This window comes from Enterobacter sp. C6 (genome assembly GCF_008122455.1).
GTDB lineage: Bacteria > Pseudomonadota > Gammaproteobacteria > Enterobacterales > Enterobacteriaceae > Enterobacter > Enterobacter pseudoroggenkampii.
This window is the reverse complement of sequence record NZ_QPFW01000202.1, coordinates 1-22,579: the sequence shown is the minus strand read 5'-3', so window position 1 is coordinate 22,579 and position 22,579 is coordinate 1. Positions and strand designations below refer to the sequence as shown.

22 protein-coding genes are annotated in these 22,579 nt (G+C 56.3%); 13 read left to right on the top strand and 9 right to left on the bottom strand.

All coding sequences use genetic code 11. The features are described from left to right. Positions 1-2 precede the first annotated feature (2 nt). Positions 3-731 (top strand): helix-turn-helix transcriptional regulator, encoded by a 729-nt coding sequence (locus tag DOU50_RS09110; protein ID WP_048991448.1) that lies wholly within the window; start codon positions 3-5, stop codon positions 729-731. Between the two features lie 800 nt (positions 732-1,531). Continuing rightward, positions 1,532-2,164: a fimbria biosynthesis transcriptional regulator FimZ gene (gene fimZ / locus DOU50_RS09100; protein WP_024906886.1), complete on the top strand. Its 633-nt coding sequence runs from the start codon at positions 1,532-1,534 to the stop codon at positions 2,162-2,164. 51 nt (positions 2,165-2,215) lie between these two features. Here the strand turns inward: fimZ and sfmF are convergent, their stop codons facing one another. From sfmF to fimA, 6 genes are all read right to left on the bottom strand, one after another. Further along, positions 2,216-2,737: a fimbria assembly protein gene (gene sfmF / locus DOU50_RS09095; RefSeq protein WP_032646212.1), complete on the bottom strand. Its 522-nt coding sequence runs from the start codon at positions 2,735-2,737 to the stop codon at positions 2,216-2,218. A gap of 9 nt (positions 2,738-2,746) precedes the next feature. Next, positions 2,747-3,754: a type 1 fimbria D-mannose specific adhesin FimH gene (gene fimH / locus DOU50_RS09090; RefSeq protein ID WP_024906884.1), complete on the bottom strand. Its 1,008-nt coding sequence runs from the start codon at positions 3,752-3,754 to the stop codon at positions 2,747-2,749. Further along, positions 3,747-6,308 carry a fimbrial biogenesis usher protein gene (locus DOU50_RS09085; RefSeq protein WP_148769235.1) on the bottom strand — a complete coding sequence of 854 codons (2,562 nt, stop codon included), beginning with the start codon at positions 6,306-6,308 and terminating at the stop codon, positions 3,747-3,749. Before DOU50_RS09085 ends, fimH begins: the two co-directional genes overlap by 8 nt. 14 nt (positions 6,309-6,322) lie before the next feature. Further along, positions 6,323-7,015: a type 1 fimbria chaperone FimC gene (gene fimC, locus DOU50_RS09080; protein WP_032646209.1), complete on the bottom strand. Its 693-nt coding sequence runs from the start codon at positions 7,013-7,015 to the stop codon at positions 6,323-6,325. A gap of 34 nt (positions 7,016-7,049) precedes the next feature. Continuing rightward, positions 7,050-7,595 carry a type 1 fimbrial protein subunit FimI gene (gene fimI, locus DOU50_RS09075; RefSeq protein WP_148769234.1) on the bottom strand — a complete coding sequence of 182 codons (546 nt, stop codon included), beginning with the start codon at positions 7,593-7,595 and terminating at the stop codon, positions 7,050-7,052. A gap of 68 nt (positions 7,596-7,663) precedes the next feature. Beyond that, positions 7,664-8,227, bottom strand: a complete 564-nt coding sequence (fimA, locus tag DOU50_RS09070; protein ID WP_023310641.1) for a type 1 fimbrial major subunit FimA — start codon at positions 8,225-8,227, stop codon at positions 7,664-7,666. 309 nt (positions 8,228-8,536) lie between these two features. Between fimA and folD the strand changes: the two genes are divergently transcribed. The 5 genes from folD to DOU50_RS09045 all read left to right on the top strand — a co-directional run bounded on the left by folD (position 8,537) and on the right by DOU50_RS09045 (position 13,047). Next, entirely contained in the window at positions 8,537-9,403 is an 867-nt protein-coding gene (gene folD, locus DOU50_RS09065; RefSeq protein WP_008499332.1) for a bifunctional methylenetetrahydrofolate dehydrogenase/methenyltetrahydrofolate cyclohydrolase FolD, read from the top strand. A gap of 1 nt (position 9,404) precedes the next feature. Further along, positions 9,405-9,617 carry a ribosome-associated protein YbcJ gene (gene ybcJ / locus DOU50_RS09060; RefSeq protein ID WP_023310640.1) on the top strand — a complete coding sequence of 71 codons (213 nt, stop codon included), beginning with the start codon at positions 9,405-9,407 and terminating at the stop codon, positions 9,615-9,617. A 235-nt stretch (positions 9,618-9,852) separates the two neighbouring features. Then, positions 9,853-11,352, top strand: coding sequence for a PTS transporter subunit EIIC (locus DOU50_RS09055; protein WP_024906880.1), 1,500 nt, complete (start codon positions 9,853-9,855; stop codon positions 11,350-11,352). A gap of 83 nt (positions 11,353-11,435) precedes the next feature. After that, a complete protein-coding gene (gene malI / locus DOU50_RS09050) occupies positions 11,436-12,452 on the top strand; it encodes a Mal regulon transcriptional regulator MalI (RefSeq protein ID WP_148769233.1) in 1,017 nt (338 codons plus the stop codon). A 73-nt stretch (positions 12,453-12,525) separates the two neighbouring features. Next, entirely contained in the window at positions 12,526-13,047 is a 522-nt protein-coding gene (locus DOU50_RS09045; protein ID WP_024906878.1) for a metal-dependent hydrolase, read from the top strand. A gap of 86 nt (positions 13,048-13,133) precedes the next feature. On the opposite strand, the gene cysS is transcribed toward DOU50_RS09045, so the two are convergent. Then, positions 13,134-14,519: a cysteine--tRNA ligase gene (cysS, locus tag DOU50_RS09040; RefSeq protein ID WP_148769232.1), complete on the bottom strand. Its 1,386-nt coding sequence runs from the start codon at positions 14,517-14,519 to the stop codon at positions 13,134-13,136. Positions 14,520-14,693: 174 nt separating this feature from the next. Between cysS and ppiB the strand changes: the two genes are divergently transcribed. The 6 genes from ppiB (at position 14,694) to mnmH (ending at position 19,160) form a co-directional block, all read left to right on the top strand. Further along, positions 14,694-15,188, top strand: coding sequence for a peptidylprolyl isomerase B (ppiB, locus tag DOU50_RS09035; RefSeq protein WP_008499327.1), 495 nt, complete (start codon positions 14,694-14,696; stop codon positions 15,186-15,188). Positions 15,189-15,191: 3 nt separating this feature from the next. Then, positions 15,192-15,914 carry a UDP-2,3-diacylglucosamine diphosphatase gene (gene lpxH, locus DOU50_RS09030; protein ID WP_024906876.1) on the top strand — a complete coding sequence of 241 codons (723 nt, stop codon included), beginning with the start codon at positions 15,192-15,194 and terminating at the stop codon, positions 15,912-15,914. 136 nt (positions 15,915-16,050) lie between these two features. Then, positions 16,051-16,260, top strand: a complete 210-nt coding sequence (locus DOU50_RS09025; RefSeq protein WP_024906875.1) for a YdgH/BhsA/McbA-like domain containing protein — start codon at positions 16,051-16,053, stop codon at positions 16,258-16,260. A 171-nt stretch (positions 16,261-16,431) separates the two neighbouring features. Beyond that, positions 16,432-16,941 (top strand): 5-(carboxyamino)imidazole ribonucleotide mutase, encoded by a 510-nt coding sequence (gene purE, locus DOU50_RS09020; RefSeq protein ID WP_014882834.1) that lies wholly within the window; start codon positions 16,432-16,434, stop codon positions 16,939-16,941. Then, positions 16,938-18,005 (top strand): 5-(carboxyamino)imidazole ribonucleotide synthase, encoded by a 1,068-nt coding sequence (gene purK / locus DOU50_RS09015; protein WP_024906874.1) that lies wholly within the window; start codon positions 16,938-16,940, stop codon positions 18,003-18,005. The genes purE and purK overlap by 4 nt, the downstream gene beginning before the upstream one ends. An 84-nt stretch (positions 18,006-18,089) precedes the next feature. Next, complete coding sequence (gene mnmH, locus DOU50_RS09010; protein ID WP_148769231.1) at positions 18,090-19,160, top strand: tRNA 2-selenouridine(34) synthase MnmH; 1,071 nt, start codon at positions 18,090-18,092, stop codon at positions 19,158-19,160. A gap of 123 nt (positions 19,161-19,283) precedes the next feature. Here the strand turns inward: mnmH and DOU50_RS09005 are convergent, their stop codons facing one another. Both DOU50_RS09005 and ybbP read right to left on the bottom strand, forming a co-directional pair. Then, the gene (locus tag DOU50_RS09005) at positions 19,284-20,429 is read right to left on the bottom strand and encodes a porin (RefSeq protein ID WP_024906872.1); all 1,146 of its coding nucleotides are present in this window, start codon (positions 20,427-20,429) and stop codon (positions 19,284-19,286) included. Between the two features lie 183 nt (positions 20,430-20,612). After that, positions 20,613-22,579 (bottom strand): putative ABC transporter permease subunit YbbP (gene ybbP / locus DOU50_RS09000; RefSeq protein WP_148769230.1); only part of this gene is annotated, 1,967 nt, incomplete at its 5' end.

Sequence of the window (22,579 nt, the reverse complement as noted above, 5' to 3'; positions counted from 1 at the left end):
CCATGCGAATGACAGTGCGCCGTTACCGGCGGCGGCGTACAGGAAGTGATGCACTGGGATTTACGCGCTCACCTTTTGCTCCCCCCTTTTTCGACCGACTCGAATTTTTGAGCCAGTCCATCAGCCAGCCCCGCAAAACAGACGCCCCTTTTATCCTTCTGGTGACGGAGGATCACTACCTGCGCACCGGCTTTCTCAACGGGCAGTTTCCTCTGAGCAGCTGCTGCGACTACGCCACGCTGGACGACGCCCTTATCGCTCAGACACAGTGGCCCTCCGCCCGTCTGGTCGTGGATATAGAAAGCCGGTCCACGGGGCTGCTGGAGAAACTGGATCAGTTGAGAAGGCATAGCCTGTTTCCTCCGTACCTGACGCCCTGGCTGTTAGTCCGGGCCGATAATTACGACACCCGCCTCTTCTGCAAAGCGGCAGGTCCCTTTCATGTGCTCGAACGCCAACTGAACGCCGCCGCGCTCCAGCACAGCCTGCTGGATACCCGCCCCCCGCAGGGTTCCGATAAAGACTGGTTCTCACGCAATGAATGGCCCATCCTGCAGGAGCTCTCACGGGGCAAGACGCTGCGTCAGATTGCCCTGATGCAGAATCGCCCCTATAGCCGCATTATCTATCGTCTCAGCTGCATCCTGCTGAAGCTGGGGCTGAGCCATCGCCAGGAATTGCTTCATCTTCTTAATAACCTCTCAGACTGCACGTTTTCACTCACGTCCTAACCCCTTATTTCCTAAAGCGGTTTAGGAATTTACTTACCAATTGCGTTACATAAATGTTAATTTTTAACAATAAAATCGAATTTATAACTATTCCTAATTTATGGGCGTAAACCTTGTGAAATGCCATAAATTGAATGAACGGCAGCACTTTCCTCCATCCGTTAAGCGAATGCAGATAGCGTTAACAAGATGATAATGATGTAAAAACAAGCAGCTTAGCGACAACGTCCAGGAGTAAAAAGCGAAGCGGGTAGCATGTTCTCCTGCGGACCTGGCGCCGTTATCGTGGTCAACGCAAGCACTTTCGGATGAAGGTCTGACGGCCTGCGAGGGCAATTTTTAACCTCCGCGTCGCGGGTTCGCCCCCAGAAATGATGTCTATTTTTGTTAACAATTGATCAACATACAGAGATATCTGTTATTTTTTGTTATTACATAAAGATGAAAATATGCGGTAAATGAGATAATAGGATATTTCCGCTAATTTTAAAAAAATAGTGATTCAGATCCAGAAGATAATACAAACCCATACGCGGATATTAATTTACAGGGTTTTCGGAAAAAACTTACCCTGTATAATAAGATGCGTACCAAATTTGAATAAGAAAAACCTTTTTGCCAACACCAGCCTAATGAGATGACCGCGCTGAGGCATAGTTCTTTTCATTACGTAAACAAGGATGCTTTCGCTCTTTCCAGGGAAATACTACGGTATAGGGATCTGCACATTATATCCTTCCGGCATTTCGAGAGTTTTACCAAACTCTGCATAACGCTTTTAACAATCTGAGGCATTAAAAATGAAACCGGCATCCGTTATCATTATGGACGAACATCCTATCGTCAGAATGTCGATAGAAGTCCTGCTACAGAAAAATAAGAATATCGCAGTCAAGCTCAAGTCTGGCGATAGCCATGAAGTCCTTGACTGTATCCGCAATCACCCTATCGATCTGGTGATCCTTGACATTGAACTCACGGGCACGGATGCTTTCGCTTTACTTAAGAGAATCAGAAACTTAAACAAAGAGATTAAGGTTCTGTTCCTCTCGTCTAAATCAGAGCTATTTTACGCGGGTCGCGCCATTCGCGCCGGGGCAAATGGCTTCGTCAGCAAACGGAAAGATTTGGGTGAGATCTACAACGCCGTAGAAATGATCCTGATGGGCTATTCCTTTTTCCCGTCGGAAACGCTGAACTTTATAAACCACCTGGGTTCAGGGAAAGGGATGGCAGTAGATATGCCATTATCGAATCGTGAGGTCACGGTATTACGGTATCTGGCGAATGGATTATCCAATAAGGAAATTGCTGAACAGCTACTATTAAGCAACAAAACTATTAGCGCGCATAAATCCAATATTTATTCCAAGCTGGGTGTGCAAAGCATCGTAGAATTAATTGATTACGCCAAAGCGCACGAACTGCTTTAACCTGAATTCACTCCCTGCAGCTTATCTGAGCTGCAGGGAGTGCGGTCAGTGCTAATTATAGTTAATCATAAAGGTGGCATCCGCATCGGCTCGTCCGGGCTGAGGATTATCTGCGGTGGCAATATAATTGGCATAAAACGACAATGTCGCATTCCCCTGCGCATCAACCGACACCGGCTGGCTGGCCTGCTGGAGAGCCAGACGCGTTTTATCCGCATCCCTGATCTCTACCGCGACATGACTTGCTGTACTGGCGTCATTGAGCGCCAGCAAACCGTTATTGCTCCCGTCAGCTTTACCCGAAAACGTAATGGACGCCGCGCCCGGCGGGCAGCCGGTCAGCTTCAGCGTAAACGGCATGGGCTGCGTGCGGCTCCCGGTGGTGCTGAGCTGTTTCGTGGGCCAGGTGCCCAGCGTGACGGTCTTGTCGCTGTCGCTGCCCTCGGCAACGCAGGTAAAATCAACGATATTGCCGTAGAGCCGAATGTTAATCTCGCCCAACGCGGTGTCCGCCTGAGCCTGTGTGCAAAGCGCAAAAAGCGCCACGGTGATAAAACGGATCCCGTTTCGCATATTGGCTCCTTAGTCGTAATCCACGCGCAAATACCCGCGCGAGGTGAAACGCCCTTCCGCTGGCTTATTGCCCGTCACGCTCACCGGCCAGACCCGGATCCCCACCTGCGCCTGCGCGCTGTCGTCAAGGCGGAACGGAATTTTGCTTGTCAGGTTGTTAGGCGTGAGCGGCGCTCCGCTCTCGTTGGCAATGATGAACCCGACGTCCGGGTTATCCGACACCAGCACATTATCAGAGACTTTTTCCGCCTCGACGCGCATCGTCAGCATGGCGTTCGCCTCCACGTTGGTGCATTTGATCGCAATGGTTTTGCTTTGCGATGAGACGCCCTCCGGCTTGTTACCCACGCCCGCCTTGCTGAACAAAGAGGCGCCAATGTCACCGAAATCAAACTCCACCACGTTACCGGCATTAATGGCACAGCTTTGCGGCACCTGAATGGTTCCGCTGTAGCTAATGGTATAGACCGGCGTGGTTAGCGGATCGGAGGAGGTAGTGGTGACGTAGACCCGGAACATGGTGGCACGCGGGATCACCACCATGTTGATAAAACGCCGGGTCACCTTAAGACGGAAGACCAGGCTGGAGTCCTGAACGCCAAACGGTTTGTTTTTGGAGACGTTAGGATGGCTCCCCATCTGGATATAGCTTTTTGGCGGGTAAAACACGCCAGCATAGCTGTCCGTGATTTTCATGGCCCCGTCCAGATAGTCGTTCAGCTTCAGATACTGGTAGCCATCGCTGGTCCCGGTGATCGGGTAATCCGTCACATAGCTGCGCTTGGTGGTGTTCCCGGTCGTGCCCTTCGGGCAGACGGCATTCACCCCTACCCACTGCGATTTTTCGCTGAGCGTTACGACCTGTCCAATCTGGTTATTCGAGCTATTAAATTTATCCGTCAGGTCGTAATGCACCTCCGTCGGCACGCCTTTCTCATTGACGCACACGGTAGCGAATGCGTTTGTTGCGGGCAGTAACGCCAGCAGCGACAAGGCAAAGATTTGGGTTTTAATCACAGCTGATCCCCTTAAGTGTGATTGCCTGTTGCAGGCTCTGTTCAGACAAGCTGTAAGGTGCGCGACACTGGGACTGCGCCCCGTCGCCCCACTGGATCAGCAGTTCGCCTTCCAGCGGCAGCCCACTCAGGTAAATTTGCCCGTCATCCCCCACCATGCTGGTGACACCGCTTCGGGTTTCACGGACCACCGCGCCGAACGGCACGGGCTGGTTACCGCGCATCGCCGTCAGCAAAGCGCGCACGCCAATGCGGGTATCAAAGCTGGCGCGCACCAGCGCGCCTTTCGTCGGCACCACGCTGCTCACGTTGTTTTCGATATCGGTGTTGTTGCTCATGGTGTTGGTATCCAGCGCCACGCGGTTGTAGCGATAGACGGTGGCATACGGCATCACCGCGTAGCCTCGCCAGTCGGTTTTCACCCCGGTCTGGTTTTCAATGCTGACGCCTGATGCTCCCGGCGCTTTGATCAGCACGTTGGTGTCGCCCAGCGGCTGGCTGAAGGTCACGCCGTCGGCGTGTCCGACCACCCCGCCGGAGAGCTGCCAGTTGAGATCGTGCTGATCGTCGCTGTAGTTGTAGCCCACGCCCAATGTGCCGTAGGTCGCCTGCCAGTTGGCGCTGGCGCTTCCGCTTGCGCCGTTGGTGCTGGTGTGTCCCTGGGTCACGCTGTAGTTCAGGTTGCGGTCCTCCAGCAGCGTTCCGCTGACGCCGGTTTGCCAGCTTGTGTCGCCATCGCTGTTTCGACTGGCGGATGCCGTAGCGTAGGCGCGATCAATCGCGCTGTCCCGGCGATAGCCCTGACGGGTAAAGAGGCTGAACGGCACGGAGACGTTAAATGACGCGATCCGATCGGTGCCGTCTATCCCAACGGATTTGTTCCACGACCACGAAACGGAGTAGTTGATTCCCTTCACGCCGCCCGCATAGCCCAACTGGTACCAGAGGTTCGTCTCATCGGTTCCCCAGTAGGTCTGCTCGCTACCGGAGATATAGACCGAGCCGTAGTCCCCCAGCGACTGAGATACGTTGAGCTGGAAGCGGCCTTTTTTATTCCACGTCAGGTTGTGATAACTCTGCACGTCTGGCACATCGTTATCGTTCTGGCTATCGGCATACTGATAGCCTTCCATTGAGCGCCAGGCGACATCGTCGAGGGTGTAAAAGCCTTTTGTGGAGTAGCGGTAGCCCAGCAGCTGGAAGTTGGTGCCGAAGCCGTTAAGGGATTTCGCATAGAGGAAGCGCAGAGACTGCCCTTCATGCTTGCTGTCGTCCGCAAGCTGGCTGCGGGCGTGGGTTATATCGAGCGAGACCGCGCCCCAGTCACCCAGGTTTTTTCCGGCCCCGACGGCCACCGCGGTATAGCGTGACGCCAGCTGTGTCCCGCCGTAGAGCGTGTAACCGTTGGCAAGACCGGTAATCAGGGTTCCCTGGGTGAAGAACGGCGTGTCCTGATCGCTGTTACCGCTGCGGTAATCCCCCGCGACGAGGTCGTACTTCCAGCGCCCTTCACGCTGCAGAAGCGGCACGGTGGAGTACGGCACGGTATAGCGCTGCTGGGTGCCGTCTTTCTCTTCGACCGTGACCTCCAGGTCACCGCTTGAGGAGGTCGGGTTAAGATCGGTAATGGCAAATGCGCCCGGCTGGACATAGCTTTGATAGATAACGTAGCCATTCTGGCGAACCACCACTTTAGCGGGCGTACGGGCGATCCCGCGCACGGTCGGCGCGTAGCCCTGCAGGCTGTCCGGGTACATGCTGTCAGACGAGAAGAGCCGCCCGCCGCGGAACCCCATGCTGTCGAAAACGTCATTCCCGGTATTGCTGTCGCCCAGCACCAGTTCGCTTTTCAGCGGGATAACGGTGCGCTGCGCCCAGGTGCCAATATTCTGCCACTCGCTGTGACGCTGCCCGTTATTCTGCGTGTACCGCCATGCGCCGTTGTTACGTAAACGCCAGGCGCCATAGTTCAACCCGCTTTGCAGGTTCAGATAATAGCTGTCGTCTTCGCTTCCCCGGTTACCGGTGAAGCTGTAGTTCACCAGCGCGGCGGGGATGCCTTCATCCCACTGTTCGGGCGGAATATAGCCCCGGGCGCTGTTCTGCAATGCCACCTGCGGCAGGCTGACGTCCAGACGCTGTGAGGCAAAGTTGAATACCGTTTCGCTGCCGGGTATGGCCGTAGCCAGCGGAACGCAGGTCTCGCCCTGCACCTTAGCCAGCTCGGGAAACGCCGCAACGTTGACGCCAAAGCGGTCAAGCATCGCGCGCGTAATGCACGCCGACAAACCGCCCGCCACCGGCGGCGTGTTCTCGGCCTGCTCAAAACGCACGTCCTGGGTACCGATAAACTCATCGTTGCGCCAGATATCCACGCGATAAACGCCGGGTGCCTGCTGGTGTCCTTGTTCAAAACGCGACAAATCCGCCACGCTGGCGGTGTCGTCGGACAAAAAGGCCGGGTTGAAATAGCTTTCGCTCCAGCCAGCCTGCGGCCAGAGCGCAGCCATCAGCGCCAGCGCAACCGGGCAGTAACGTCTCTGGTGGTTTTTCATCGCCCTGACTCTGCTCACAGGTTGACGCTACGCGCCGGGGTGATGGCACCGTAGTCATTCACGCTCTGCCAGGAAAGCGTACCGCTGGCACCGGCTGGCAGCACCTGCTGAGCCGAGCTTTTCGGCGCAACCATCAGGTTATCCAACTGCTGCCCGCCCAGCTTCAGATTGACGAGGGTGATGTAATACGGGGACGCGTTGCTAACTTTGAGGTGGCTGCCCGCGCGTTCGAACCGCAGCTGGGAAAGCGCCTCTTCCGGCTGCATCGCCAGGTTGTTCGGGCGCACAAACAGCTTGATGCGCGAGAGGATCGCCAGCTGCAGCACGTTATTGTTTTCCGTTTTCGCTTTGTTCACTGACGGGATCGCCTTCACGTTCATGTAAAACAGCGATTCGCGGTCGGCAGGCAGCGCCGGCCCGGCGTAAATAATACGCAGCGTGTTTTCACTGTTCGGCTCGCTAACAAACAGGGGCGGCGTGACGGCAAAGGTTTTTTCTTTTTGCCCGTTCGCATTTTCGATCCACGCGTTAATTAAATAGCGTTCCTGTTTGTTGCTGTTGGTGATCGCCAGCGACGTTTGCTTCGCCTCTGCCGGATAAATAACGCGGGTGGCCCCCAGCGCAATACCGCCGGATGCATTTGCGCAGGCAGAAACCATCATCAAAATAAACGATAAAAAAAGTCCTGGTTTAATTAGGGTATTCATCACAACCGTACCTTTAATAATGTGTTCGCAGGTGTTATGGATAAATCAACGTAAACCAGACATCCGACTGAATTTTGCCTGGCTCGAGATGTTCGGAAATAACCCGATAGCGAGCGCTAAAATGGAACGCGAGCTCGCGGGTTTCGATCGGCAGCCAGCTGACGGCCGTGGCGTTTGGGATAATCTGACGCTGCTGTTCGTCAAAGAGCGCCAGCCCGACGCCGCTGTTGACAGGTGTTTCACCCGGCCGCGATGTCGCCAGAAAGACCTGCGGATCCTCTGCGGGTGTGACGCCCTGAAACTGGATCCCCACCGTGCGCGAAACATCCACGCTGCAGTCCAGCAGCCGCACGGTGAAAGGCACATTCACCGTGGAAAAACTGCCCACGCCGGAAAATGAATTGGTTCGGTACTGCCCCATGTCGATGCGCATATTCTGGCTATCTGGCGCCACGGCGCAGCCGCCGTTCACCAGTTCACCCCGAAGATGAACCTTGCCACCTTCGATCACCACGGTATGCGCCGAAGCCGGGCAAGCCATCGCAAGGGTTAACAGCAGTAGTGTTCCAGTCCTTGTCATCCTTCGTTCCTGGCAATAGCGTATGACGGGCCTCGTCCCTGAGGCCTGAACATCCCTGTGCGGAGGAATTACTCGTATTTCATTACGAAGGTGGCGTCAGCGTTCGCCTGGCCCGGCTCGGTGGTGGCAGCCGTTGATTTATAACGCGCGGTGAACTTCAGGGTGTTGGTCCCTTCGATCAGCGTCTGCGCAGCAGAGAAGGTCGCGCCGTCTGGGGTCAGAACGCTGGATTTGCTGTCGAGGATCTCGATACCCACGCCTTTCGCGGTGTTGTCGTTGTTACCGGAGGTCACGGCCAGCAGGGTTTTGTCGGTTGGGTCGATCTGACCGGTGAACGCAACAGCTGCAGTTTTGGCAACCAGCGGATCGCAATCATTCAGTTCAATGTTGAATGGAATATTAGAGGTGGTGTCGCCCACTTTAGTAAATTTCGCGGTGCGATACTGACCCAGATTAACGGTCTGCTCGGAAGAATCCGTATTTACTGAACAAGCGGCATTAACCAGCTCACCTTTAAAATGTACGGTACCGCCATTTACGGAAACCGGCGCAGCAGGATCTGCTGCATTTGCGGCACCCGCAACCAGGGCCAAAGTTGCAATAACAGTAGAAGCAATGTTGCTGAGTTTCATGTCTATTCCTTTAAAATGTAAATAACCCTTCCCGCGAATAATCGGGAATAAGAAATACGTTCAATTGAGTAATTGAAAGCTTATTTCGGAGGAGACAAAGTAGCTCAGGAGGCGATTTTTAAATATGTCAAAACGCTGCCATTTCGCCAGGTCACATCCTAATCCCGCCTAAGAAATTGACCATCCCTTAAGAAGGGTTTTTGCGTCTTGCTGATAAAAACGCGTAAAGGGTGACTGACAGCGAGGCTCGCTTCTGACAAAATACACGCATCCCCCCTTTCGAACGTTACAGACGGAATCTTCTCTCTGATGGCAGCAAAGATTATTGACGGTAAAACGATTGCGCAGCAGGTGCGCTCTGAGGTCGCGGAAAAAGTGAAGGCGCGTAAAGCCGCCGGAAAACGCGCCCCCGGGCTGGCCGTTGTGCTGGTTGGCAGCAACCCGGCATCGCAGATTTATGTCGGCAGCAAGCGCAAAGCGTGTGAAGAGGTCGGCTTCGTCTCCCGCTCTTACGATTTGCCGGAAACCACCAGCGAAGCAGAACTGCTGGAACTTATTGACACTCTGAATGCCGATAAAGAAATCGACGGCATTCTGGTTCAGTTGCCGCTGCCAGCAGGTATCGACAACGTGAAGGTGCTGGAGCGTATCGCACCGGATAAAGACGTGGACGGTTTCCATCCGTACAACGTTGGCCGCCTGTGCCAGCGTGCGCCGCGTCTGCGCCCGTGCACGCCGCGCGGCATTGTGACGCTGCTGGAGCGTTATAACATCGACACCTACGGCCTGAACGCCGTGGTGATTGGTGCCTCTAACATCGTGGGCCGTCCGATGAGCATGGAGCTGCTGCTGGCCGGCTGCACCACCACCGTGACCCACCGCTTCACCAAGAACCTGCGTCATCACGTCGAAAATGCCGATCTGCTGATCGTCGCGGTCGGTAAGCCGGGCTTTATTCCGGGCGAGTGGATTAAAGAGGGTGCGATCGTCGTGGACGTCGGGATTAACCGTCTGGAAAACGGCAAAGTGGTTGGCGACGTGGTGTATGAAGATGCCGCCGCACGCGCCTCTTACATTACCCCTGTACCGGGCGGCGTGGGTCCAATGACCGTCGCAACGCTGATTCAGAATACTTTGCAGGCATGCGAAGAATATCACGACGTAGAGGACGCGTAAGATGGCGACTTTTTCATTAGGTAAACATCCGCACGTTGAGCTGTGCGATCTGCTCAAGCTGGAAGGCTGGAGCGAAAGCGGCGCGCAGGCGAAAATCGTTATCGCCGACGGGCGGGTGAAAGTCGACGGCGTGGTAGAAACGCGCAAGCGCTGCAAGATTGTCGCGGGCCAGACCGTGAGCTTTGAAGGACAGAGCGTAACCGTGACGGCCTGAGCCGTTTGATGCCCTCACCCTAACCCTCTCCCTCAGGGAGAGGGGATAAAAAATTCCCTCACACCCATCACGGTTATTTATCGATCAACTTCAAATAATCACTATTTCATCTGTTGAAACGTGAAAATTCAGTTGCGCGTTTTTCACTCTTTGCTCACGATAAGTAGAACGTTCTACTAAAACGTTCTACTTACAATAACATCGCAAAAAAAAGCGCTACTCGGGGGAAATCAGCATGAGTCTGATATCAGGGTTTGTTAAATCGCTGTCTAAGTTATCGATGATTGGTCGCGCCTTAATGCTGCCAATTTCACTGCTTCCCGCTGCGGGCCTGCTGCTGGCCTTCGGCGATAAGTTCCATCTGCCGCTGATGATGAACGCGGGCGGGGTTATTTTTGATAACCTGCCAATGCTGTTTGCCATTGGCTCCGCCGTGGGTCTGGCGTCAGAATCCGGCATCGCGGCGCTGTCTGCGGCCGTTTCGGTGTTTGTCACCAATATCACCATCAGCACCGTGCTGAGCATCACGCCGGAAATGGCCTCCCAGGGGGGGAAATACGCCATGGTGGTGGGCATTCCGACGCTGCAGATGGGCGTCTTTGGCGGCCTGATCTGCGGTATTCTCGCGGCCTGGTGCTATAACCGCTTCCACACCATGCAGCTGCCGGAGTTCCTGGGCTTCTTTTCCGGCAAGCGCTTCGTAGCGATTGCAACGGCGTTCCTCTCTTTCCTGATGGGGCTGCTGCTGCCGTATGTCTGGCAGCATATCCAGGCCGGTATCGACGCGCTCTCCGTGGTGGTGAACGGCGATAATCAGGCGGCATCGACCTTTATCTTCGGTCTGGTGGAGCGCGCGCTGATCCCGCTCGGTCTGCACCATATCTGGTATCCGTCGTTCTGGTATTCGTTTGGCGATTACACCACCCAGGCAGGCCAGGTGATCCATGGCGACCAGACCATCTGGTTCAAGATGCTGGAAGAGGGGGTGAAATCCTTCAGCAGCGATACCTACCAGAACGCCGGTAAGTTCATGCAGGGTGAATTCCCGCTGATGCTGTTCGCGCTGCCCGCCGCGTGCCTGGCGATGTATCACGAAGCCCATACGAAGAATAAGAAAATCGCGGCCGGTATTCTGTTCTCCGCGGCGCTCACCTGCTTCCTGACGGGGATCACCGAACCGGTTGAGTTTACCTTTATCTTCGTGGCACCGATTCTGTACGTCTTTAACGCCATCATGGCGGGTCTGGCCTACATGACCATGTACCTGCTGCATGCGCATATCGCCAAGTCGTTCTCCGCGGGCTTTATCGACTATCTGTCATTCGGGATCCTGCCGTCGTTTAACGGTTATCAGACCCACTTCCTGAGCGCCATTATCATCGGCATTCCAATGGGCCTGATTTATTACTTCACGTTCCGCTTTGTGATCCGTCGCTTCGACGTGAAAACGCCGGGCCGCACTGAAGTGACCGCCAACGCGGATGAGAAATCGGATTCCGAACTCGCGACCGAGATTATCACCCTGCTGGGCGGGGCGCATAACATCGACTCCGTCGGCGCCTGTATCACACGTCTTCGCCTGGAAGTGACAAAAAGCGAGGTGGTGGATAAAGACGGCCTGAACGGACTCGGCGCGCGCGGCGTGGTCTTCGTCGGCGACAACGGTATTCAGGTGATTTTCGGTGCCAGAGCACAGTTTATCGCCCAGACCATGTCCACCATGATCGGCAAATAATAAGATGCCTGAACGACACGTCTCCTGTACGCTGGGAGGCGTGTTTTATCTGGCTGATAATCGGTAAATTTCAGGGAGCGGTTTTGAAGAAAGTCAGCATTATTGATGTCGCAAAGCACGCGGGCGTGTCGGTTTCAACCGTCTCGCTGGTGCTGCGCCAGAAAGGGAAAATCTCAGAGGCAACGATCGAGAAGGTCAACGCTGCCATCAATACGCTGGGCTATGTTCATAACGTTGCCGCTGCCAACCTCCGCGCCAATACGTCCAATCTGATTGGCCTGATCCTGCGTGACTTTAGCGACAGTTTCTCCATCAAGGTGATGGCGAGCATCGTCCAGGATCTTGAAAAACAGGGGTACATGGTTTTTCTCGGCCAGCCCCAGAACGACCATGACCAACTTGAGCGCTGCCTGCTGTCGTTTAAGCAGCAGGGCGTCGCCGGGGTGATCTATCTGGCCTCGGATACCCGCACCGCTACCCTGCCGGAACAGATTCGCCGCTGTCCGCTGCCGCTGGTGGTGGTCTCTCAGTCGCTGCTGGATGAAAAATGCAATCTGGTGATGCGCGATAACCGACAGGCGGCCAGTCTGGCGGTGCGTTATCTCATCGAGCGCGGCCATCGCAATATCGCCTACATTGGCGGACGTGAAGGCTGCCTTATCCGCGAGCAGCGCCTGCTCGGTTTTCGCAGCGCGATGGCGCAAAACGGGCTGGTCTGGCGCGATGAATACTCTCCGGCCTGTAGCGATGACACGCTGGCAGCGGGTTTCGCCACCCGCCAGCTGCTGGAAAAAAACAATACTATCACCGCCCTGCTCTGCCACTCGCCGGATGCCATGATCGGCTCCATCTCCGGTATTCATCAGGTCGGGCGTACGGTGGGTAAAGATGTGTTTTTAACACAGCAGGTTGCGCTGGTCGGTTTCGAAGATATGCTCCACGTTAACCTCACCTCGCCGTCATTTACCTACGTCTCGTCCGCCAGCGAAGAGACGGGGCGTCAGGCGGCCGGGCTGATTATTCGCACGCTAAAGGAGCCGACGCTGCAAATCCAGCGCATTACGCTTTCCGGGCAGCTTATCGCGCGCGAGTCGGCGTAAAATAAGAATTTGACGCGGGTCTGCTGGCGCGGGTTTACTGCTATATTTCCATGATTTGCCATGGATAATGTCAATGCCTACCGTTATTACGCACGCTGCTGTTCCGCTTTGTCTGGGCTTAGGCCTGGGGACAAAAGTTATCCCACCCCGCCTGCTGTTTGCCGGGATTGTTCTCGCCATGCTGCCGGACGCCGACGTGCTGGCGTTTAAGTTCGGCGTCGCGTATGGAAATGTTTTCGGCCATCGCGGCTTTACCCACTCCCTGCTGTTCGCCTTTGCGGTGCCGATACTTTGCGTGCTGACTGGACGACGATGGTTCAGGGCCAGCCTGACGCGGTGCTGGCTGTTTTTAACGGTGTCATTGCTGTCGCACAGCCTGCTGGATTCGATTACCACAGGCGGAAAAGGCGTCGGCTGGCTGTGGCCGTGGTCAGATGAACGCTTCTTTGCGCCGTGGCAGGTGATTAAGGTCGCGCCGTTTGCGCTCTCACGCTATACCACGCCGTACGGGCATCAGGTGATTATTTCAGAACTGCTGTGGGTGTGGCTGCCGGGGGTTGTGCTAATGGGAATGTTGTGGTGGAGAAGAAGGTAAAAAAAAGCCGGGTGGCGGCTGCGCCTTACCCGGCCTACTTTTACCCGTAAGCCCGGTAAGCGTAAGCGCCACCGGGCGTTACAGACTTACTTACGGCGCCAGGTGGTACCCTGCGGGCCGTCTTCCAGAATGATGCCCATCTCGGTCAGACGGTTACGCGCCGCATCGGCCGCCGCCCAGTCTTTCGCCTGACGCGCTTCCAGACGCGCTTTGATCAACGCTTCAATTTCCGCCACTTCGCCGTCATCCGCCTGCGCACCGCTCTGCAGGAACACGTCCGGATCCTGCTCCAGCAGGCCGAGCACGGAAGAGATCTTACGCAGGTGGGACGCCAGCGCATTCGCCGCCGCCATATCTTCTGACTTCAGGCGGTTCACTTCGCGCGCCATGTCGAACAGCACGGAGTAGGCTTCCGGGGTGTTGAAGTCGTCGTTCATCACCTCAATAAAGCGCGCTTCGAACGCTTCGCCACCTGCAGCAGGAACAGACCTGTCGGTACCGCGCAGCGCGGTGTACAGACGCTCCAGCGCCGAGCGCGCCTGTTTCAGGTTCTCTTCGCTGTAGTTCAGCTGGCTGCGATAGTGGCCGGACATCAGGAAGTAGCGCACGGTTTCCGCGTCGTAATACTTCAGCACGTCGCGCACGGTAAAGAAGTTACCCAGCGATTTCGACATCTTCTCGCGGTCAACCATTACCATCCCGGAGTGCATCCAGTAGTTCACGTACTCGCCGCCGTGGGCGCAGGTGGACTGCGCAATTTCGTTTTCGTGGTGCGGGAACATCAGGTCTGAACCGCCGCCGTGAATGTCGAAGTGCTTGCCCAGCTGTTTGCAGTTCATCGCGGAACACTCAATGTGCCAGCCCGGGCGGCCTTCGCCCCACGGGGATGGCCAGCTTGGCTCCCCCTCTTTGGACATCTTCCACAGCACGAAGTCCATCGGGTTACGCTTCACGTCAACCACGTCGACACGGGCACCGGCCTGGAGCTGATCCAGATCCTGACGGGAAAGCGAACCGTAGGTTGGGTCCGTTGGCACCGAGAACATCACGTCACCGTTGTCCGCAACGTAGGCGTGACCGCGTGCGATCAGCTTTTCGGTGATCTCGATGATTTCGTGAATATGGTGGGTCGCGCGCGGCTCGCTGTCCGGGCGCTGAATATTCAGAGCATCGAAATCTTTGTGCATCTCAACGATCATGCGATCCACCAGCGCGACAAAGCTTTCGCCGTTCTCATTAGCGCGCTTGATGATTTTGTCGTCGATGTCGGTGATATTACGCACGTATTTCAGGGTATAGCCCAGAAAACGCAGGTAGCGTGACACCACGTCAAAAGCGACAAAGGTACGGCCATGGCCAATGTGACAGAGATCGTAAACCGTAATACCACACACGTACATGCCGACTTCCCCGGCATGGATAGGTTTAAATTCCTCTTTTTGGCGCGTCATTGTATTAAAGATTTTTAACATCGAAGATTCCATGTAAACACGTGTGTGGTTGAAAACCGGCTATTCTACCCGTAATTCAAACCCGAAGCAGCACACAATGCAAGGTGATCGCATCCTGTGGTTATGCTATAACAAGCCCCTATAGATGACCCGAACGCGGGTCGACGTACCACAATAACGGAACAGGATGCAAAAATGGTTACTTTCCACACTAATCATGGCGATATCGTAATCAAAACCTTTGATGACAAAGCGCCTGAAACAGTTAAAAACTTCCTGGACTACTGCCGCGAAGGTTTCTACAACAACACCATTTTCCACCGCGTGATCAACGGTTTTATGATCCAGGGCGGCGGTTTCGAACCTGGCATGAACCAGAAAGCCACTAAAGAGCCGATCAAGAACGAAGCGAACAACGGCCTGAAAAACACCCGCGGCACGCTGGCGATGGCGCGTACTCAGGCACCTCACTCTGCAACCGCGCAGTTCTTCATTAACGTGGCGGACAACGACTTCCTGAACTTCTCCGGCGAAAGCCTGCAGGGTTGGGGCTACTGCGTATTCGCAGAAGTGGTTGAAGGTATGGACGTGGTTGACAAGATCAAAGCCGTCTCTACTGGCCGCAGCGGTATGCACCAGGACGTTCCGAAAGAAGACGTTGTGATTACAAGCGTGACCGTCAGCGAGTAATTCGTGGCGACACTCTTTATTGCGGATCTGCATCTGCAAACAGAAGAACCGGCGATAACCGCCGGTTTTCTGCGTTTTTTACGCGGTGAAGCGAAAAGCGCCGATGCGCTGTACATCCTGGGCGACCTCTTTGAAGCCTGGATTGGCGACGACGATCCTAACCCGCTGCACCGTGAAATGGCTTCGGCCATTAAAGCGCTGGTGGATTCCGGCGTCCCCTGCTACTTCATTCACGGCAACCGTGATTTCCTGATCGGCAAGCGCTACGCCCGTGAAAGCGGCATGACGCTGCTGCCGGAAGAACAGGTGCTCGACCTCTACGGCCGCAAGGTGCTGATCATGCACGGCGACACGCTCTGCACCGACGATACCGGCTACCTGGCGTTTCGCGCTAAAGTCCACACCCCGTGGATCCAGAAGGTGTTCCTTGCCCTGCCGCTGTTTATCCGCAACCGCATCGCCGCCAGAATGCGCGCGGGCAGTAAAGCCGCCAACAGCAGCAAATCCATGACCATCATGGACGTTAATCCTCACGCGGTGGTCAACGTGATGGAAAAACATGGCGTTCAGTGGTTGATCCACGGGCATACCCATCGTCCAGACGTGCATTCCCTTATCGCCAACGGCGAACCGGCCCATCGCGTGGTGTTGGGTGCATGGCACTCAGAAGGATCCATGGTCAAAGTCACGCCAGAGGGTGTGGAGCTGATCGCTTTTCCGTTTTAACCCCTTACAGTTCATTCTATTTTTTTGAACAATATTGGCAAATTGTTTCGATTTTAATCAGCCCGTGGTCGGCCTATTATTTATCACATCAGGGCAGCACGCCCTATCCCAGATAAATTACTTAAGGAATACGACCATGAAATCCATCAAAACTTTCGTTGCAGTTACCGCTCTTTCCCTGGCTTCCTTCGGCGCTTTCGCGCAGAGCGTCAGCGCAACCGGTTCAACCCTTGACCGCGCAGAAGCGAAAATTGCTGCACAGGCTGCTGAACAGGGCGCGTCTTACAAAATCACCAGCGCGAAGGTCGACAACCGCGTGTATATGACCGCAGAACTGACGAAATAATGATTGCCCTTCGACAAAAACAGACCGCCAGAATGCGGTCTGTTTTGTTATGAATTGATGGCAACAACGGCTCAAGATTTAACCGCGCAACCGTTTTCCTTGCCCGTATAACATGCTATTCTCTGTGCCCTCGAAAGCAGTGTGTTTCGCACCACAGGAGTTTTAAGACGCATGTCTTCCCGCAATAATCCGGCGCGTGTCGCCATCGTGATGGGGTCCAAAAGCGACTGGGCTACCATGCAGTTCGCCGCCGAAATCTTTGAAATCCTGAATGTTCCGCACCACGTCGAAGTGGTCTCCGCGCACCGTACACCGGACAAACTGTTCAGCTTCGCCGAAAGCGCCGAAGAGAACGGTTATGAGGTGATCATTGCCGGTGCGGGCGGCGCAGCACACCTGCCGGGCATGATTGCCGCCAAAACCCTGGTGCCGGTTCTGGGCGTCCCGGTACAAAGCGCCGCGTTAAGCGGTGTGGACAGCCTCTACTCCATCGTCCAGATGCCGCGCGGTATTCCTGTCGGGACGCTGGCGATTGGCAAAGCGGGCGCGGCGAACGCTGCCCTGTTGGCCGCGCAGATCCTGGCGACGCACGATAAAGCGTTACATCAGCGTCTGGCGGAGTGGCGTAAAGCCCAGACCGACGAAGTGCTGGACAATCCGGACCCGCGGGGTGCGGCATGAAGCAGGTTTGCGTCCTCGGTAACGGCCAGTTAGGCCGCATGCTGCGTCAGGCCGGTGAGCCGCTGGGTATTGCCGTCTGGCCCGTCGGGCTGGACGCTGAACCTGAAGCCGTACCGTTCCACCAGAGCGTGATCACCGCCGAGATCGAACGCTGGCCGGAAACCGCGCTGACCCGCGAACTGGCGCGTCATAACGCCTTCGTAAACCGCGACGTGTTCCCGATCATTGCCGACCGTCTGACGCAAAAGCAGCTGTTCGACAAGCTCGGCCTGCCGACCGCGCCGTGGCAGCTCCTGTCCGATAAAAGCGAGTGGAATGATGTTTTCGCGATGCTGGGCGAGCTGGCCATCGTGAAGCGCCGCGTGGGCGGCTACGACGGCCGTGGCCAGTGGCGTCTGCGCGCAGACGACACTGCCGAGCTGCCGGACGACTGCTACGGCGAATGCATCGTTGAGCAGGGCATCAACTTTAGCGGTGAAGTGTCACTGGTTGGCGCACGCGGGCACGACGGACATACCGTCTTTTATCCGCTGACGCATAACCTGCATCAGGACGGTATTCTGCGCACCAGCGTCGCCTTCCCGCACGCCAATGCTGAGCAGCAGGCGCAGGCAGAAGAGATGCTTTCTGCCATCATGCACGAACTCGGATATGTGGGCGTCATGGCGATGGAGTGCTTTATCACCCCGTCCGGTCTGCTGATCAACGAACTTGCACCGCGCGTGCACAACAGCGGCCACTGGACGCAAAACGGCGCGTCCATCAGCCAGTTCGAACTGCACCTGCGCGCGATCACCGACCTGCCGCTGCCGCAGCCGGTGGTGGACAGCCCGTCGGTGATGATCAACCTGATCGGCACCGATCTGAACTACGACTGGCTGAAGCTGCCGCTGGTACATCTGCACTGGTATGACAAAGAGGTTCGCGCGGGTCGTAAGGTCGGTCACCTGAACCTGAACGACAGCGACACGGGCCGCCTGAGCGCCACCCTGGAAGCCATGATCCCTCTCCTGCCGCCGGAATATGCGAGCGGCATCGTCTGGGCACAGTCAAAGCTCAAGTAAGACATCTGCGCCGGGGAGTTGACCTTCCCCTTCCCCGGCGTACAATCCCCGCCCATTGCTGCTGAGTTTTCTTCTGGAATAACCATGAACGATGGAACGGACTATCGCGTGATCCTCGCGTCTGATACCCCTTTAATCGACGTTCGCGCGCCGATCGAATTTGCCCAGGGTGCGATGCCCGCCGCCATTAACCTGCCGTTGATGAATGACGACGAACGCGCCGCCGTCGGCACCTGCTATAAACGCCAGGGCCCCGAGGCCGCGCTGGCGCTTGGCCATAGCCTGGTGAACGGCGAGACGCGTGAGGCACGTATTAACGCCTGGCGTGAAGCCAGCCTTGCCCATCCTGAGGGCTTTCTCTGCTGCGCGCGCGGCGGTCAGCGCTCGCATATCTCGCAGGCCTGGCTTAAAGAGGCGGGCATCGACTACCCGCTGATCCGCGGCGGCTATAAAGCCCTGCGCCAGACGGCGATTCAGGTGACGATTGAGCAGTCACAAAAGCCGATAGTGCTTATCGGCGGCTGTACCGGAAACGGTAAAACCCTGCTGGTGAAGCAGCACGCGCAGGGCATCGATCTGGAAGGGCTGGCGCACCATCGCGGTTCGTCGTTTGGCCGCACGCTCACGCCGCAGCTTTCCCAGGCGAGCTTTGAAAACCACCTTGCGGTTGAACTATTGAAAAAAGACGCCGCGCGCTGGGTGCTGGAAGATGAAGGTCGGATGATTGGCTCTAACCACCTGCCGGAGTGCCTGCGCGACCGGATGGTTGAAGCGCCTATCGTGGTGGTAGAGGATCCGTTTGAAATCCGTCTTGAACGCCTGCGCGAAGAGTATTTCGACCATATGTGGGCGGATTTTTCTGCTGCCTACGGCGAGGAAGCGGGCTGGAAAGCGTACAGCGAGTACCTGCACCACGGCCTGTTCGCCATACGCCGCCGTCTGGGGCTACAGCGGTATGCAGAATTCACCGTGCTGTTAGATTCCGCGCTGCTGGAACAGCAACGATCTGGCAGCACGGACGCGCACTTCAGCTGGCTTGTACCGCTCCTGAACGACTATTACGACCCGATGTACGGCTATCAGCTGGAGAAAAAGGCGGAGAAGATTGTGTATCGCGGGACGTACGGCGAGGTAGCTGACTGGCTTAATCGCTAAAAGAAAGCCGGGTGGCGAGGTAAAAGCAAAACGGCAACCAGGGTTGCCGTTTTTAATGTTTGTTCCCTCTCCCCGTGGGAGAGGGTCAGGGTGAGGGCATCAGGCCGCACCCTACAAGATCACTTAGAAGTCGTAACGCAGACGCACCAGGTTCATGTCGCCCAGGTCGTCGGTGCTGGAGGTGAACACGTGTTCGTAGTCCACGCGGAAACCGTAATCCAGCTGGAAGCTGATACCCACGCCGTTGTCGATGCGCTGGTAGTTGCGGCCATTCACGTAGTCAATACGGTCGCCCATGAAGTAAGGCTGGATAGATTTAACCGCATACTGACCAATTGGGAACTTGTAGCCCGCAAAGTATTCAATACCCCATGCATCACCGGCGAAGTAGTCGTTAACAGACACTTTTTTGGTGGTCATGAAGTTCTGATACCAGCCGCCGCCAACGGAGAATGTCCAGTTGTCCGGGGTCCAGCTCAGCGCGGTACCGAGGATGTTCTGGTCGTAGGTTTTGCTGTCGCCATTGGCCGGGTTACGCATATCCGCACGGGTGTAGTTCCACGCGGCGCCCCAGGTCAGATCGGTGGTCAGGTGGTAATCCAGACCCAGTGAACCGCCGCCTTTACGCTTGTAGCGCAGGCCGTTGCCCGGCAGGTATTCGCTGTCTTCAAACAGGTAGGATGCATAAATGTCAGCATCGCCCACGGTTTTCTTATATTTCAGCATATTACGTGAACGGTAAGAGCCGTCGTAATCGCCTTTGATCCCGTTACCTGGTGCCTGACCGATCATGTCGTAGTCCCAGATATCGGTTTTCGCGCCCACCACATCATAGTAAACGCTGTTCTGTTGACCGAAGGTCAGCGTACCCCAGGTGTCGCTCTTCAGACCGGTGTAGAGCATACGACGCGTCGTGTCGTGGTCGCTTTCGCTGTAGTGGTTGTCCCAGTTGAACATTGCAGGGAAGTTCACGCCCAGCTCGTAGTAGCTTACCCAACTGATGTCATCAAACAGGTAGTAATCTGCTGCGAAACGGAAACGGGTGCCACCGTCGAAGCCGTTACGCTTGTAAGAACCTTTGTCGCCGTCACCGGTCATCATGTTGAACTGTGGACGGATACTCCCACCCACGGTGAAGTTCAGGCGGCTCAGCGGGTTACCCGCCTGAGGATCCTGCTTAAGAACGGTGATTTCCGCCTGAGAAGCGAAGGTAGTCAATGCCACTGCCGCGCCGATCGTTGCCGCCAGCGCTGATTTTTTTATAGTCATTATTTTTCCTTAATAGACACGCTGCTAAATATTTAGCGGGTGAATATTAACTGGAAATAATCGGGCTGTGTGGTCGGGTTTTTAATGATTTGTGCTACTAAATGAGTGGGCATTATCACTTTGTGCTTTTTAAACACTACGCACCGGCATTTAAAACCGGTGCGTAACTTTCACCGTGCTAAATCAACTCGCAAACTGACGGAACAGGGCTTTGCCCTTTAACAGCCGCGTGCCGAGCCAGCCTCCGCAGAGTGAAAGCAGCACAGCGCCACAGAGAGGCAGGATCAACCAGAGACGCCAGTCAGGCTCCCACGGGAAGTCGAAGACTTTTGTCTGCAGCACCGCCAGCGCCGTCTCTGCGCTAATGGCTGCCACCAGACCCGCCACCAGCCCCAGCAGCGCAAACTCGCTCCAGAGCGTCATCCGCAGCAGCCGCTTTCCGGCCCCCAGCGTGCGGTAGACCACCAGCTCCTGATGGCGCTGGCGCATGCCTACCTGCACCTGGGCCAGCAGCAACAGCACGCCGCAGATTGTCACCAGCACCACCATGACCTCCAGCGCGCGGCTCACCTGCTCCAGAACTTGCCCTACCTGCTTCAGGATCGCCCCAATATCCAGCAGGCTGACCGTCGGAAACTCCCGGTTAAGCTGGGTCAGCATGCCGTTGCCGTTTTCCCAGCGGAAGCTGGTCAGCCAGCTCTGCGGCTGACCGTCCAGCGCGCCCGGCGGGAAGATAAAGAAGAAGTTTGGCCGCAGGCTTTCCCAGTCCACTTTACGCAGGCTGGTCACTTTCGCGGTAAAATCCTGGGTATCCCCTGTGAAGGTGACGCTGTCTCCCAGCTTCACGTTCAGGCGCGTCGCCAGCCCCTCCTCCATCGACACCTCTCCCGCTTTCGGCGGCCAGATGCCAGCGGTTATCGGGTTGTGGTCAGGGCGTTTCTCCTGCCAGGTCAGGTTCAGCTCGCGGTTAAGCGACTCGTCCTTGTTCCCCTCCGTTGGCTGCCCGTTGATCTGCGTCAGACGCGCGCGAACGATGGGATAGAACGACTCAGGGATAATGTGATGCTCCGACAGGAAACCCTTTAGCGGAGTGACCTGTTCTGGGGCAATGTTGATCAGAAAATAGTTCGGGTTTTCCGGGGGAAGCTGCTGCTGCCAGCGATCGAGCAGATCGCCGCGCAGCACTAAAAGCAGCGCCAGCAGCATAAACGACAGAGAAAAGGCCGACAGCTGGCTGAGCGTTGACCAGGGCTGATGCAGCAGGCGGTTGACCGCCAGGCGCACGGGCAGGGATTTTACCGTTAGCCTCTTCAGGACGTTGAGCAGTATCCAGCCCAGCACGCCGCACAGCAGCGCCAGCACAACCGCCCCGGCCAGTACCGCCCAAAGCAGCGTGCTGCCCCCCATCAGCCACGCCAGCAGCCCCACCGCCACCGCAATAATCACCGGAAGGTAGAACTTCAGCGGCCAGACGTTCGCCACCACATCGCTGCGGAGCACGCGCAGCGGCTGCGTCGCGAGCAGCAGTCGGTAAGGGCGTAGCCCTACCAGCAGCGAAATTACCGTCATCGCGCCGATTGCCCATAGCCACGGCCAGAGGCTGGCCGGCGGCAATGCGGCCGGTAGCACCGGTTTCAGCATCACCATCAGCAGTTTTTCAAACAGCAGCCCCATTATTCCGCCGGTCAGCGCGGACAGGACCAGCAGCATCAGCCACTGACCGACAATCAGCTTGCGCAGCTGCGCCCGGCCCGCCCCCAGGGTTTTGAGGATCGCCACCAGGTCGTAGCGGCTGCGGCAGTAGTGCCCCATCGCCACGGCCACCGCCGCCACCGCCAGCAGCAGGGTCAACAGGGCCGACAGCAGCAGGAACTGCTGAGAGCGCTCCAGAGATTTACCGAGCGCCCCTTCGTCCTGCTCCAGCCCGTACCAGCGGTGTTCCGGTTTGAGCTGCGGCAGAAGCCATTTTTCATATGCGTCAAGCTGGGCAGGCGTGCCGCCAAACTTATAGCGCCAGGTGACGCGGCTGCCCGGCTGTACCGCATGGGTTGCTGCTACGTCCGCGGTGTTCATCAGCAGGCGCGGCGCAAGCTGGAACGGGTTAAACCCAGAGTCAGGTTCCTGTACCACTTCCCCGGCAATTTTGAGGG